The following is a 15040-nucleotide window of genomic DNA, read 5'->3' as shown; positions in this document are numbered from 1 at the left end:
TCGATTCAGTACCGCGGCACCGCGGGGTCCACGTCGCGCGACCACGCCTCGATTCCGCCCTCGAGATCCCGCACGTCGGTGAATCCGTTGGCGCGCAGCCAGCGTGCGGCATGCAGGCTGCGCACGCCGTGATGACAGAACACCACGACCGGACGCGCGGCGTCGAGCTCGTGCGCCCGCACGGGCAGAACGCCCATCGGGATGTGGGTCGCGCCGTCGAGCCGCGAGATCGCGAGCTCCGCCGGCTCGCGCACGTCGAGCAGCGTGAAGGCGGCGCCCTCCCGGCGCATCGCCGCCAGCTCCGGGGCGGTGACGCGCTCGCGGACCACCCCGGCGGGCGCCGGCGGCGGCTTCGTTCCGCACAGCTTCTCGTAGTCCACGAGCGCGCGAATCGTCGGAGCTCGACCGCACAGCGGGCACTCGGGATCCTTGCGCAGCACCAGCTCGCGGAACGTGAGCGACCAGGCGTCGTACAGCAGCAGCCGCCCGAGCAGCGTCTCGCCTTCGCCGAGCAGCAGCTTGATCGCCTCGTTGGCCTGGATCGCGCCGATCACGCCCGGCAGCACGCCGAGCACGCCGGCCTCGGCGCACGACGGCACCAGGCCGGGCGGCGGCGGGGCCGGAAAGAGGCAGCGGTAGCAGGGTCCGCGCGCCGCGTCGAAGACGCTCGCCTGCCCCTCGAAGCGCAGGATGCTGCCGTAGACGTTCGGCTTGCCCAGCAGCGCGCAGGCGTCGTTCACCAGGTAGCGCGTGGCGAAGTTGTCGGTGCCGTCCACGACCACGTCGTAGCGCTCCACGATTTCCAGCGCGTTGCCGCGCTTCAGGTGAACGGCGTGCGGCTCGATCGCGACGTGCGGATTCAGGTCCGCGAGCCGCTCGCGCATCGAGTCGAGCTTCGGCCGGCCGATCGCCGAGGTGCCGTGCGCCACCTGCCGCTGCAGGTTGCTCTCGTCCACCGCGTCGAAATCCACGATGCCGAGCCGGCCGACGCCCGCGGCCGCGAGGTAGAGCGCGGCCGGCGAACCCAGCCCGCCGGCTCCGACGAGCAGGACGCTGCCGGCCTTCAGCCGGCGCTGGCCGTCGAGTCCGACTTCGGGCAGCGTCAGGTGGCGTCCGTAGCGACGGAGCTCTTCACGCGTCAGCTCGGGCAGGGTGGGATTCAACGGGCCTCGGGGCTCCTCGGACGGCGCTGGCCAGATGGAGAGCGGGCGACGCGCAGACGTTAGGCGGGGGCACGCCCGCGTTCAAGCCGCGTCCGCATGTCCGCGCGGGCGGGTCGGCGGGCTTCGGCCGGCGCCGGCTGGCGCGCCGCCACGCGCGACATTAGAGTCGGGCCCATCATGATTCTCGCCGGAGACATCGGAGGCACCAAGGCCCACCTCGCGGTTTTCGCTCCCGGCGACGGAACCCGGGCGCCCTCGATCGAGGAACGCCTGCCCACCGCCGGCTCGGCCTCGCTCGATGCGCTGCTGCGCGCCTTCCTCGAGCGGACCGGCGTCCGACCCGCGCGCGTCGTGCTCGGCATCGCCGGACCGGTGTCGGACAATCGCTGCATCACCACGAACCTGCCCTGGCAGGTGGACGGCGCGGCGCTCGAGCGCGCCCTGGGCGCGCCGGTCACGCTGATCAACGACCTCGAGGCGACCGGCTGGGGGCTCGCGATGCTCGGCCCTTCCGACCTGCGCACGCTGCAGGCCGGCGAGCGTGCCGAAGGGAACCGGGCGCTGATCGCCGCCGGAACGGGACTCGGCGAATCCATCCTCCACTGGGACGGCACGACCTGGATCCCGATGGCGTCGGAGGGCGGGCACTCGGATTTCGCGCCTCGCGACACGCTCGAGGACGAGCTGCTGGTGTGGCTCCGCGCAAAGCACGGGCGGGTGAGCTACGAGCGCGTGCTCTCGGGGCCGGGACTCGCGAACCTGTACCGTTTCATGCGCGAGACCGGGCGGGGCGAGGAACCCTCGGCGGTCGCGCGCGCCTTCGACTCGGCGTCCGACCCGGCGTCGGTGGTCTCGGCCGCGGCGCTCGACGGGTCGTGCGAACGCGCGGCGCTCGCGCTCGAACGCTTCGTTTCGATCTACGGCGCCGAAGCGGGCAATCTCGCGCTCAAGGCGCTCGCCCTCGGGGGCGTCTTCGTGGGCGGCGGCATCGCCCCGCGACTACTGCCGGCGCTCGAAGGCGGCGGATTCACCCGCGCCTTCCTCGACAAGGGCCGCCTCTCTCCCGTGCTCTCGCGGGTCCCCATCGCCGTGGTGCTCGACTCCCGGACCGCGGTCTGGGGCGCCGCGGCGTACGCCCGCCGTTCCCCATTGCTGGAGGCTCGCCCATGAACCCCGTCCCGACGCATGCCAACGCGGCGCTCGACCAGCTGTGCGCGAATACGATCCGATTCCTCGCCGCCGACGGCGTCGAGAAGGCGAAATCCGGGCACCCGGGCCTGCCGATGGGCATGGCCGACGTGGCCTACGTGCTGTGGACGAAGTTCATGCGCTGGCAGCCGGACGATCCGGCGTGGCCCGACCGGGACCGCTTCGTGCTGAGCGCCGGGCACGGCTCGATGCTCCTGTACGCCACGCTGCACCTGGCCGGGTACGACCTCTCGCTGGCGGACCTGCAATCGTTCCGCCAGCTCCGCAGCCGCACGCCCGGACATCCCGAACACGGTCACACGCCGGGCGTCGAGACGACGACCGGGCCGCTCGGGCAGGGCATCGGCAACGCCGTCGGCATGGCGCTCGCCTCCCGCATGGCGGCGGCGCGTTTCAACACGCCGGAGTTCTCGCCGGTGAGCTGGCGCGTGTTCGGCCTGTGCAGCGACGGCGACCTCATGGAGGGCGTCTCGCACGAGGCCGCCTCGCTCGCCGGGCACCTCGGACTCGGCAACCTCGTGTTCGTTTACGACGACAACCGCATCACCATCGAAGGCAGCACGTCGCTGGCGTTCAGCGAGGACGTCCAGAAGCGCTTCGAGGCCTATGGCTGGCACGTGCTGCGCGCGGATCCCTACGACCACGCCGACCTCGAGGCGGCGCTTTCGGCCGTCGTCGCCGAAGAGTCGCGGCCGAGCCTGGTCATCGTGCGGGGGCACATCGGCTACGGCGCGCCGAAGAAGCAGGACACCTCGCACGCGCACGGCGAGCCCCTCGGCGCCGAGGAGCTCGCCGGCGCCCGGCGCGCGCTCGGCTGGCCGGATTCGCCACCATTCCTCGTGCCCGCTGAAGTGCGTGCCCGCTTCGCCGCGCGCGCGGCGGAACTGCGGCCCGGCTACGACGCCTGGCACGCCGGGATGAAGCGCTGGCGGGCGGGCGATGCCGCGCGCGCCGGGCGCTGGGACGCGATGATCGAACGCCGGATTCCCGCCGACCTCTTCGACCGGCTGTGCCAGGCCGCGCCCACCGCCGCGGCGGCGACGCGCGCGCACGGCCACGCCGTTCTGCAGCAGGCGGCGGCGCTCGTGCCCGCGCTGGTCGGCGGCAGCGCCGACCTCGAGCCGAGCACCAAGACGAGCATCAAGGACTCGCCCAGCGTCCGGCGCGGCGACTTCGGCGGACGCAACCTGCATTTCGGCATCCGCGAGCACGGCATGAGCGCGATCCTGAACGGCATGGCGCTCTCGGGCTTCGTGCCCTACGGCTCGTCGTTCCTGGTCTTCACCGACTACGCGCGCCCGAGCCTGCGGCTCGCCGCGCTCATGAAGCTGCCGGTGACCTGGGTGTTCACGCACGACAGCGTGTTCGTCGGCGAGGACGGCCCGACCCACCAACCGGTCGAGCACCTCGCGGCCCTGCGCGCGATTCCCAACCTGCTCGTGCTGCGGCCCGCCGACGGACTCGAGACGGCGGCCGCCTGGGGCCTCGCGATCGAACGGCGCGACGGCCCGACCATCATCGCCCTGACGCGCCAGACGACGCCGGTGCTGGCGCGTCCGGCGACGTTCGACGCCGCCGACCTGCGCCGCGGCGCCTACGTGCTCGTCGAATCCACGGCCGCGGGAGCGGTGACCCTGATCGCGACCGGCTCCGAGGTCGGAGTCGCCGTCGCGGCGGCAGCCCTGCTCGCCGGCTCCGGGCGGCCGGCGCGGGTCGTCAGCATGCCGGCGCCGCAGCTGTTCCTGGCGCAGCCGGCCGAGTGGCGCTCGCGCGTGCTGCCCGAGGGCGGACGCCGCGTCACGATCGAGGCGGGTGTCACCGCCGGGTGGCGGGAGATCGCGGGCGACTCGGGGCTGCTCATCGGCATTGACCGCTTCGGCGAGTCGGCGCCCGCGTCGGATCTCGCGCCCTTCTTCGGACTCACCGCCGAGGCGGTCGCGCAGCGCGTCACGGCCTGGCTGGCGGGCGGGTAGAGCGCGCCGCTCACGACCGCGGGGTTCAGCGCAGCCGCTTCGTGAGCCAGACCGCCAGGGTCTCGACGACGGCCGGCGAGAAACCCTCGCCCGAAAGGCGCGGGTATCCCGACGGGTCGCCGTCGGGGTCGTCGAGGAACAGGTGGTTCAGGCGCGGAAAGACGCGCACGGTGACGTCGCGGTTGCCGGCGCGCGACAGGGCCTTCGCGAGTTCCTCCGCCTGCCCGGCCGTCACCTGCCGGTCGGTCTCGCCCTGCAGCAGGAGCACCGGCACGCGCACGCGGGCGATCGCGGTCATCGGGTCATGGTCGAGGAAGAAGCGCAGCCACGCGTCGCGGGCCGCCAGGCTGTCCACTTCGGCCATCGCGGCGCGCAGCGCCGAGTCCCGCGGCGACGCGGGCGAGTAGCGCGCGAGCGCGCGGTCGTTCTGATATTCGAGCACGCGGCGGCCGGTCCACGCCGGGGCCGCGAGCAGCACCAGCGCGCGCAGCTTCGGATCGGCTCCGGCGACCATGGGCGCGACCAGCCCTCCTTCGCTGTGACCGATCAGGGCGAGACGGTCGCCGTCCACGTCCGGCCGCCCGCGCAGCCAGGCGAGCGCGTCCTCGGCGTCGTGCGCGAACGTCTCGCTCGTCGCGCCGCGCGCCGGCGCGTCGGTCGCTCCGACGCCGCGGTCGTCGAGCCGCAGCGTCGCGATGCTGCGCCGGCCGAGCGCGTCCGCGACGCCGCGAAACGGCCGGTAGCCGCGAACGATGCCGATCGCCTCGTCGCGGTCCTGCTGGCCCGAGCCGGTCAGCGTGATCACGCACGGCGAGCGCCCGGGGCCCAGCGGACGCGTCAGCGTGCCCGCCAGCACGTGCCCGTCACGCGTAGGCACCTTCACCTCCTCGGCGTTGTAGGGCGCGCCGGCCGGCGCGGAGTAATCGGGCGCCGGCAGCGACAGCAATCCCGGCGGCAGGTCCGCGACCCTCTCAATCGTGAGGTCCTGCTCGGGCACGCGGCCACGCACGACGTCGCCGTCGCGGTCGAGCCCGAAGCAGAACGAAACCCCGGCGAACGACACCACCACGCTGTCCACCGCCGGCCGCGTCACCACCGCCTCCGTGGTGCCGCCTCCGGCGAGCAGGAACAACGCGCCGCTCGCGCGGCCACCGGGCAGCGGCATACGGCGCAGCGCGAACTCGGCCACCAGCGCGACGGACGGGTTCACGAACGGCATCGCGCCGCGCGCCGTTCCGAAGCGATGCTCACCTCCGGGCTGCGAGACGCTGAAGACGCTGTCGCCGGCGAACTCGAGCGTCACCTGTTGCCGGGGCGGCGAGCCGGCGGGATCGCCCGCACCGGAGAACGACGCTTCCATGCGGGTCGTTCCTCCCGCCGGGCCGTCGGCCAGCCGCCAGCGGACGAGCATGCCGGTGACGCGAAAGAGCAGCGTGCCCTGCAGGACACCCCCGGCGCGCTCGAATCGCTCGACCGCGAGGGTGTCCGATCCCCTGCGCATCACGTACGCGCCGCCCGGGGACGCCGCGGTGACGTCTCGAGGAGCGGCGACGAAGGCGGCCAGCAGCGTGGCGCCGAGCATCGCGACGCGCAGACGACCGGCGGCGCGGCGGAAATGCCGGCTGAACGACTTCGCGAACTGCACGGGTTCCTCCTTCTAAGAGGAGATCGGTTCGCCCGGACGCCCCGCGCGGCGCGCGTCGGCGACCACGAAGCGATCCGGTCCGCTCACCCTACCGCAGGCGCCCCTCCTTGAGCGCGCCGGAACGTTCGCCCACAATGCGCGGCCGGTTCCGTCCGTGGACCCATGACCGAAAGGGGCCTCATGCGTTTTCCCCGCTCGAGCGGCGTGCTGCTCCACCCGACTTCGCTCCCGGGTCCGCACGGCATCGGCGACGCCGGCAGCGCGGCACATCGTTTCGTGGACTGGCTGGCGTCCGCCGGGCAGTCGCTGTGGCAGGTGCTGCCGCTCGGACCGACGGGTTTCGGCGACTCGCCCTACCAGTGCTTCTCGGCGTTCGCGGGCAATCCGCTGCTCGTCTCCCCCGATGCCCTGGTCGCCGACGAGCTGCTGTCGAAGCACGATCTGGAAGGCGCACCCCGCCTGCCGCCGGACCACGTGGACTTCGGCCCGGTCATCGGGTGGAAGCGAGAACTGCTCGCCCGCGCCGCCGGCCGTTTCGCCGCGGGCGCGGGCCTGCGCAGCCTGCGCACCGAGTTCGAGCGGTGGCGATCCGAGCATGCCGCCTGGCTCGAGGACGTCGCTCTTTTCCTGGCGCTCAAGGACGCGCACGGGGGCGCGCCGTGGGTGGAATGGGAGGCGCCTCTGCGCCGCCGCGAGGCCGCGGCGCTCTCCTCGGCGCGCGCCCGGCTGGGCGAAGCGGTCTCGGCGCACGCGTTCGCGCAATGGGCGTTCTTCCGCCAGTGGGGCCAGCTGCGCGCCTACGCGGCGCTGCGCGGCATCGCGCTGGTCGGCGACGCGCCGATCTTCGTCGCGCACGACAGCGCCGACGTGTGGGCCAACCCCTCGCTCTTCCAACTCGGCGACGACGGCCGACCGACCGCGGTCGCGGGCGTTCCGCCCGATTACTTCAGCGAGACCGGACAACTGTGGGGCAACCCGCTCTACCGCTGGGAGGAGATGGCCGGGGACGGTTACGCATGGTGGCTCGCGCGGCTGCGCGCCATCTTCGCGCTGGTGGACCGCGTGCGGCTCGACCACTTCATCGGCTTCACGCGCTGCTGGTCCGTGCCGGCGGGCGCGCCCGACGCGCGCGCGGGCGCGTTCGAACCCGGGCCCGGTGCGGCGCTCTTTCGCGCGCTCGAGCGCGGCCTCGGCCGCCTTCCGATCCTGGCCGAGGATCTCGGCGTGCTGACGCCGGAGGTCGAGGCGCTGCGCGACGAGTTCGCCTTCCCCGGCATGAAGGTGCTGCAGTTCGCCTTCGATTCGGACGCGGGGAACGTCTTCCTGCCCCATCACCACGTGCCCAACAGCGTCGTTTACACAGGGACGCACGACAACGACACGACCGCCGGCTGGTGGGCTTCGGCTTCGGAAGCGGAACGCCACCATGCCCGCAGCTATCTCGCGAGCCCGATGCGCGAGCCGCCGTGGGACTTGCTGCGGGCGTGCATGGCGTCGGTCGCGGACACCTGCATCGTGCCCGCGCAGGACCTGCTCCAGCTCGGCGGCGGGGCGCGCATGAACTTTCCGGGACGGCCGGCCGGCAACTGGAGCTGGCGCGCCTCCCCGGGCGTCTTCGACGCGCCGCTCGCCGAGCGGCTGCGGTCGCTGACCGCGCTGTACGGACGCGAAACGAAGGCCTGACCGCCGCGGCCAGCGCGCTTGCGCGCCGGTGCTTCGGGGGGCATCTTGCGGGCATCCCCCCGGCCGCCCATCCGAGGAAGGAACGCCATGTCCAGTCGTGCCCAGCAACTGCTTTCGCTCGGCCAGAGCGTGTGGCTCGATTTCATCCGCCGCGGCCACCTCGTCTCGGGCGAGTTCGACGCGCTCGTTCGTGACGCCGGAGTCGTCGGCGTCACGTCCAATCCCACCATCTTCGAGCACGCCATCGCCCGGAGCGACGACTACGACGCCGCGCTCGCGACCCGGATCGCCTCGGGGCTGGAGGGCGAGGCGCTGTTCGAATCGCTCGCCATCGAGGACATCCAGATGGCGTGCGATCACCTGAAACCGGTGTTCGACGCCTCGCACGGCCTCGACGGCCGGGTAAGCATCGAGGTCAGCCCGCGCCTCGCGGGCGACGGCGCGGGCACGCTCGCCGCCACGAAGCGGCTGAACGCGGCGGTCGCGCGCGACAACGTCATGGTGAAGATTCCGGCGACGCCGGCCGGACTGGGCGCGATCGCGGCCGGAACGGCGGCCGGCGTCAGCGTCAACGTGACGCTCATCTTCTCGCTCGCCCGCTACCGCGAGGTGATCGAAGCGTACCTCACGGGCCTCGAGCAGCGGGCGGCCGCGGGCGGCGAGCTCGGACGGCTGCGCTCGGTGGCCTCGTTCTTCGTCTCGCGGGTGGACACCAAGGTGGACGCGGCGATCGAACAGCGGCTCGCGACGCTGCCGGCCGGCTCCAGCGAGCGCGCCGAGCTCGAATCCCTGCGCGGCAAGGCCGCGATCGCGAACGCGCGGCTCGCCTACACGGAGTTCGAGCGCGCCTTCGGCTCGCCGCGCTTCGCGGCGCTCAAGGCGAAGGGAGCGCACGCGCAGCGGCCGCTGTGGGCCTCGACGAGCACCAAGAACCCCAGGTATCGCGACGTGCTGTACGTCGAGGAGCTGATCGGCCCGGACACGGTCAACACGATCCCGCCGGCGACGCTGCAGGCGTTCAACGACCACGGCGTCGTCGAGACCCGGATCCATCGCGACCTCGACGAGGCACGCGCCCTGTTCGGGAGGCTGTCGGCGCTCGGCATCCCGGGCGAGACGCTGATCGCCCAGCTCGAGGACGAGGGCGTGCGCGCGTTCGTCAAGTCCTACGAGGATCTGCTCGCGACGCTCGAGACGAAGCGGCGTGGAATGGTCGCGCAGCGCGGAGCGGGCTCGTGAGCGCGCGCACGCTGCGCCTGCGGCTCGGGGCGCACGAGGCCGACGTCCGAGGGCGGCTCGAAGCGCTGCGCTCGGCGCGCTTCCCGGCACGGCTGCTGGCCCACGACGACGCCCTGTGGGGCGACGATCCCGCGCACCGCAGGGTCGCCGCGAACCGCCTCGGCTGGCTCGAGTCGCCCGCGGCGATGCGCGCACGCGCCGCCGAACTCGAGGCGTTCGCGGCCGGGGTCTCGGCCGAAGGCTTCACGCGCGCCGTGTTGCTCGGCATGGGCGGCTCGAGCCTCGCGCCCGAAGTGCTGCGCCACACCTTCGGCGTGCGATCGGGACGGCTCGACCTGACGGTGCTCGACAACACTTCGCCCGCCGCGGTCCGGGCCGTCGCCGACACGCACGACCCGGCGACGACGCTGTTCGTCGTCGCGAGCAAGTCGGGCGGCACGATCGAGGTCGCTTCGTTCGAGAAGTTCTTCTGGCCGCGCGCCGTCGCCGTGCGCGGCGATCGCGCCGGCCGGGGTTTCGTCGCCATCACCGACCCCGGCACTTCGCTCGGCAGGCTCGCCGCCTCGCGCGGGTACCGGCGCACGTTCGAGAATCCGCCGGACATCGGCGGCCGCTACTCGGCCCTTTCCTATTTCGGACTGCTGCCCGCGGCCCTGATCGGCGCCGACGTGGCCGCGATGCTCGACGCGGCCCTCGCCGAGCGCGCCGCGCTCGCGGGCGACGGGGGCGACGCCGTGGCGCTCGGAGCGGCGCTCGGCGAACTGGCGCGCCACGGCCGCGACAAGGTCACGCTCGTCTTCGCGCCGGCGTTCGCGTCGGTGGGCGCGTGGGTCGAGCAGTTGATCGCCGAGAGCACCGGCAAGAGCGGACGCGGCCTCGTGCCGATCGCCGAGGAACCGCTCGCCGAGCCCGCGGAGTATGGCAACGACCGCGTGTTCGTGGCCGTCGGCGCCTCCGGGCTGCCCGCTGACGTCGAGCGCCGGCTGGAGGCGCTCGCGGGGGCCGGTCATCCGGTCCTGTCCTGGGACTCCCCACGGCTCGAGGACCTGGGCGGCGACTTCCTGCGCTGGGAGGTCGCGACCGCCGCCGCCGCCGTCGCGATCGCCGTGGACCCCTTCGACGAACCCAACGTCGCCGAGGCCAAGGCCGCGACGCAGGCGATGCTCGAGCGATATCTCGCCGAGGGCCGCCTGCCGGCGCGCGCGAGCGCCGCGAGCGACGGCGCGCTGGCCGCCTACGTTCCCGCGCGCGGCGGCTCGCCCGGCGCGGGCGCGCCCGGGTGGGCCGCGTGGCTGCTCGCGCAGATCGAACCGGGCGACTATTTCGGAGTGCTCGCCTACCTGCGCCGCACCGACGCGCGGCACGCGAAGCTCCAGGCGATCCGCCAGGCCGTGCGCGAGCGCGCGAAGGTCGCGGCGACGCTGGGCTACGGCCCGCGCTTCCAGCACTCGACCGGCCAGCTCCACAAGGGCGGCCCGAACACCGGCGTCTTCCTGCAGGTGACCGCCGACGAGGGCGACCTGCCGATTCCGGACGAGCGCTACGGCTTCGGCACGCTGCGCACCGCGCAGGCCGCCGGCGACTTCGAGGTGCTCGAGAAGCACGGCCGGCGCGTGCTGCGCGTGGACCTGGGCTCCGACCCCGATGCGGGGCTCGAGCGGCTCGCCGGCGCCTTCACCGCGCTCCCCCATCCGCTGGAGAACCCGCGATGATCCGTCGTTTCGCGCCCACGCTGCTCGCGCTTCTGCTCGTTTCGTCCGCGCTGGTTCCTGCCTGCGCTCCGACGGCCACCGCCGACGACGCCCGCGCGCTCGTGGACTCGGTGGCCGCGCACTACCCGCGGCTGGAACGTTACCGCTTCGAGGGCGTCGTACACGCGAGCGCCACCGGCCCCCGGCTGCCGCAGGCGCAGTCGCTCGAGATGCCCTTCCGCTACGCCGCCGTGCGCCCGTCGCGGCTGCTGAACGACGTCCGCAACCCGATGATGCCGTCGCGCGTCGTCGCCGACGGCGAGTCGCTGATGATCTCGGCTCCCGGCCTCGGCCAGTACTCCGTGAGCAAGGCGCCCGACTTCTCGCGCGCGGCGGAACTCGATCCGATGGCGCGTTCGTTCGACGGCGCGCTCGCCATCGCCGCCGGACTGGGCGGCGACATCACGAGCGCCCGCATGCTGGGGCGCGACACCGTGCGCACCGACGCGGGAGCGGTCGAGGTCCGTCGGGTCGAAGTCACTTACGCGCCCGACAGCACCCGGCCCGGCGTGCGCGTGCTGCCGCGCGTGCTGTGGATCGACCCGGTGCGCGAGCTGCTGCTGCGCGACTCGCTGACGACCGACCTCACGCACCCGCAGGTCGGCGAGGTCCGCCAGATTCAGGACATGCGTTTCACCCTCGCCGAGACGGGCCGCGCGGTGGCCGATTCGTTCTTCCGCCTGACGACGCCTTCCGATCTCAAGCGCGTGCGCCGGATCGGCGCCTCGAACGACCCGGATGACGCGGGCAAGGCCGCCGCCGACTTCTCGCTCTCGGTGCTCGACGGCAAGGGCGGCAAGGTTTCGCTGGCCCAGAACCGCGGCAAGGTCGTCGTCCTTGACTTCTGGGCGACCTGGTGCGGGCCGTGCCGGCGCTGGATGCCGATCGTGGCCAAGCTCGAGAAGGAGACCGCGGGCAAGGACGTGCGCTTCTACGCCGTCAACCTGCACGAGCCGCCCGCGACCGTCCGCGCCTACGTGCAGAAGCAGAACATCGTGGTGCCGGTGCTGATGGACGCCGACGGCAAGGTCGGCGCGGCCTACGGAGCGCAGTCCATTCCGCTCACGGTGATCGTCGGCCGCGACGGCAGGATCGTCCGCTCGCTGCTCGGCGTGCACCCCGAGGAAGACCTGCGCGACGCGCTGCGCGAGGCGGGGATCGAGGGGATCTAGCCCCGCGCGAGCGCGGCGGCGATCGCGACGAGGTCGGCGTTGCCGCCGGGGGCGTCGGAAGTTTCCGTCAGCGAATCCTCGCCACGCCGGAGGTCGCTCGGGAGCCGCCGGGTCCGCTCACGCGAACATAGTAGAGCCCGCTCGGCTCGGAGCCCAGATCCAGCACCACGGGATGCGAGCCCGCCGCGAGCATCCCGAGACGGCGCTCGAGCACCCGCCGGCCCGTCACATCGAACACCTCCACTCTGCCCTCCTCCATGTCACGATCGAGGTCGACCTGGAAGCTGAGGGCGGCGCCGCGCTGAATCGCCGCACACCGGAGCCGCAGGCGCCCCGTCTCCGACCGTGCACGAATCTCCAGCGTATCGGAAATCGCTCTGAGCGCAGACGACTCGCTGGCCGCGAGGACGTAGCGGGCGCTGGCGAAGCTCGGCGGAAGCGAGTCCTGAAGGGCGAGCTCCTCGGCCCCCGCCCGCAGTGGCCGAGAAATGGTCCCGAAGGTTCCCCCGTCCACGGAACGGAGCGCAACCACCGAATCGAGGTCTCCGCCGGAGACACGCCACGAGGCGCGCAGGGCCCGCCCGTCGAAGCGAGCCCCCAGCAGCCTCACGGACCAGGCAGTCGGTACGGTGCCGTCGGTGAGCCAGAAGCGGTCGTAGTAGATGGCTTCACCGATGTTCGGCCCCAGCCGAGTGTCCTCCCAGACCACCTTGAAGGTCTGGCCGTCCGCATCCAGAGCCAGATACGGTCGGGCCTGCGCGCCTGGCGCCGTACAGATCGCCCGGACCGCGGTGGGCCATCCCGGAAGTGTCCGGCCATCGGAATCCACAGCCGTTCCCCAGATGTTGACCCCCGTGTACGAAGTAAACGTCTCCCATACGACGACGATCCAATCCTGGGGAGTCAGCGCCGTGTTGTAGTTGGAAGAGAACATGTCATCGGGAAACGTGAGCGGAGGAATGAGTCGCTTCTCCGCTGGCCAGCCTGGCAAGGTCGTGCCGTCGGGCGCCAGCGCGACCAGGTACGGCTCCCAGTTGAGCTCGAGCGTCGCGACGAGCGCACCCGTGCTGGTCGCGTCGAGATCCAGGACGTAGCGGATCTGCGACCCGGTGGCCGCCGCCAGTTCCTTTCCGTCGGCGGCCCAACCTGCGTACGGCTGGCCGTTCGGCCCCAGGTGCTGGGCGCGAATCCGCAACGTATCCGACGTCGTGTCGTACCAGGCTGCGTACGCACCGCCAAACCGGTCCGAGACCACCCACCCATGAAAATCCCACCCGGCATGGTCCGTGAGCAGGAAGCCCCCCGGCGGCCAGGCAGGATCCTGCGAGCCGTCCGCGAGCAGGTGATGCACCTTGAGATCGATCGGGCAGGGCGGGTCCCCCAACTGCCAGTTCGGACAGGAGTGGAACGACTGGGTCAGCACAAAGCACCCACCCGAGTCGTCCGGTTCCAGCGCTTCTGGAAACATCTCAACCGTGTCTGCAAGAGTGGCGCCGGCCGACGGCCAGGCCGTAGGCGGAGCGCCTGGCCGAGCGATCGACTTGAGCAGCGTGCGTGTTGGCTCAAAAGAGCTCTCTGACAACGCCACGATCGCATGGTTGGGGTCCGCTCGAACTGCATCGAAGACCTGTTGGGAGCTGTGCCTCGAAGTCACGGTGTCGATCGCTACAAGCTCAGGTGTCGGAATGGCGCCTGCCGTACGAGCAATCCACGCAACGTAGGCGTCCGGGGTTCCAGACGACCGATCCATCCACACGATTGCGGCTGCGTCGTCCGAAGTCCGGACAATATACGGCTCGAACACGCCAAAGCCATCTGGACTGACTCGTTGACCACCCTCAGACCAGCCCGGGGCTCGAACTCCATTCGAGTCCAGCAGCGTTACACAAATCACTTGGCTCGACGTCCCGGGCTGCCCTCGCCAGGCAAGCACTGAGTACCCGCCGAACAGGTCGACAATTCGCGGAAAGTCCTGACCGTTGGGATGCACAACCACGAGTTTGCCCGAATCCTGCGCCTGAGCCGTCGCGCCCCCGCCGAGCGAGCAGCAGACCAAGGCGACCATGAGGAGCACAACCCTGATCAGCGGATGAAGGCGAAGCGACACGCCGCCCTCCTCCCCGGCTGTTCGATCCGGCAGATGTAGATGCCCGCCCGGCACGTCATCCCACCGGCGCGGCCTCGCCCCCGCAACGCGGGGCGGTCATTCTATGCTGTCAGGGCTTCCGCGACAGCGGCAACGTCCGCGTTGCCGCCCGAGAGCAGGACGCCCACACGCCTCCCGGCCACATCCAAGCGGCCGGCGGTCGCGGCGGCGAAACCGAGCGCGCCGGTCGGCTCGACGACGAGCTTGAGCCGCTCCCAGAGCGGCCGCAGCGCCGCGAGCAGCTCGGCGTCGGTCACCGTCACCACGTCGTGCGCGTAGCGGCGCACCAGCGCCAGCGTCAGCTTCGAAAGACTCGGCGTGCGCGCGCCATCGGCGATCGTCTCGACGGGTTCGCGGGCGCGCTCGAGCGCGCCGCTGCGGAAGCTGCGCGCCCCGTCGTCGCCCGCTGCGGGCTCGACGCCGATCACCCGGCAGTCCGGCGCGAGCAGCCGTGCGGCGAGCGCGCTGCCCGACAGCAGCCCGCCGCCGCCGAGCGGCACGAGGAGCAGGTCGAGCGGACCGGCGTCCTCGAACAGCTCCGCGGCGGCCGTGCCCTGTCCGAGAAGGATGTCGGGATGGTCGAAGGGCGGCACGAGCGTGCGGCCGCCCTCGTGCGCGAGTCGCTCGGCCAGCGCTTCGCGCCGCTCACCCAGCAGGTCGTGGTGGACGACCTCGGCGCCGTACTCGCGCACCGCCTCGAGCTTGACGCGCGGCGCGGTGCTCGGCATGACGATAGTCGCGGGCACGTTCAGCTCGCGCGCGACGAGCGCCACCGCCTGCGCGTGGTTGCCCGAGGAGTAGGCGACGAGGCCGCGGGCGCGAACCCCGGGTGGCAGTTTCGAGACCAGATTCCACGCGCCACGGAACTTGAACGCGCCCGCGCGCTGCAGGTTCTCGCACTTGAAGGAGAACCGGGCGCCGAAGCGGGCATCGAGCGAGCGCGACGAGGCGACCGGCGTGCGGTGCGCGACGGCGGCCAGCCGGACACGCGCCTGGGCGAAGCGCGCGGCCAGATCCTCGTGCGAGGGGACGCCGTGCTCGACGGCGTACGAGCCCATC

Annotated in this window: 8 protein-coding genes and 1 pseudogene; 5 read left to right on the top strand and 4 right to left on the bottom strand. The window is 72.3% G+C overall.

Features of this window, described 5'->3' with window-relative positions; all coding sequences use genetic code 11:
• Window positions 1-5: 5 nt before the first annotated feature.
• The gene (gene moeB, locus IT347_09780) at window positions 6-1151 is read right to left on the bottom strand and encodes a molybdopterin-synthase adenylyltransferase MoeB (GenBank protein MCC6349863.1); all 1146 of its coding nucleotides are present in this window, start codon (window positions 1149-1151) and stop codon (window positions 6-8) included.
• 189 nt (window positions 1152-1340) lie between these two features.
• On the opposite strand from moeB, the gene glk reads away from it, so the two are divergent.
• Both glk and tkt read left to right on the top strand, forming a co-directional pair.
• Window positions 1341-2333 (top strand): glucokinase, encoded by a 993-nt coding sequence (gene glk / locus IT347_09775; GenBank protein MCC6349862.1) that lies wholly within the window; start codon window positions 1341-1343, stop codon window positions 2331-2333.
• Window positions 2330-4345, top strand: coding sequence for a transketolase (tkt, locus tag IT347_09770; protein MCC6349861.1), 2016 nt, complete (start codon window positions 2330-2332; stop codon window positions 4343-4345). Before glk ends, tkt begins: the two co-directional genes overlap by 4 nt.
• A gap of 25 nt (window positions 4346-4370) precedes the next feature.
• Here tkt and IT347_09765 read toward each other — a convergent pair whose 3' ends face one another.
• Window positions 4371-5990, bottom strand: coding sequence for an alpha/beta fold hydrolase (locus IT347_09765; GenBank protein MCC6349860.1), 1620 nt, complete (start codon window positions 5988-5990; stop codon window positions 4371-4373).
• A 180-nt stretch (window positions 5991-6170) separates the two neighbouring features.
• On the opposite strand from IT347_09765, the gene malQ reads away from it, so the two are divergent.
• The 3 genes and pseudogenes from malQ to IT347_09750 all read left to right on the top strand — a co-directional run bounded on the left by malQ (window position 6171) and on the right by IT347_09750 (window position 11835).
• On the top strand, window positions 6171-7673 hold the full coding sequence (gene malQ / locus IT347_09760; protein MCC6349859.1) for a 4-alpha-glucanotransferase: 1503 nt from the start codon (window positions 6171-6173) through the stop codon (window positions 7671-7673).
• Between the two features lie 87 nt (window positions 7674-7760).
• A pseudogene (locus IT347_09755) lies at window positions 7761-10624 on the top strand (bifunctional transaldolase/phosoglucose isomerase).
• Complete coding sequence (locus IT347_09750) at window positions 10621-11835, top strand: redoxin family protein (GenBank protein ID MCC6349858.1); 1215 nt, start codon at window positions 10621-10623, stop codon at window positions 11833-11835. Before IT347_09755 ends, IT347_09750 begins: the two are co-directional and overlap by 4 nt.
• A 67-nt stretch (window positions 11836-11902) precedes the next feature.
• Here the strand turns inward: IT347_09750 and IT347_09745 are convergent, their stop codons facing one another.
• Window positions 11903-13942, bottom strand: coding sequence for a hypothetical protein (locus IT347_09745; GenBank protein ID MCC6349857.1), 2040 nt, complete (start codon window positions 13940-13942; stop codon window positions 11903-11905).
• Between the two features lie 101 nt (window positions 13943-14043).
• A complete protein-coding gene (locus tag IT347_09740; protein ID MCC6349856.1) occupies window positions 14044-15039 on the bottom strand; it encodes a pyridoxal-phosphate dependent enzyme in 996 nt (331 codons plus the stop codon).
• Window position 15040: the final 1 nt, after the last annotated feature.

This window comes from Candidatus Eisenbacteria bacterium (genome assembly GCA_020847735.1).
Taxonomy (GTDB): Bacteria; Eisenbacteria; RBG-16-71-46; order RBG-16-71-46; family RBG-16-71-46; genus CAIXRL01.
This window is presented reverse-complemented; position numbering and strand designations above follow the sequence as displayed.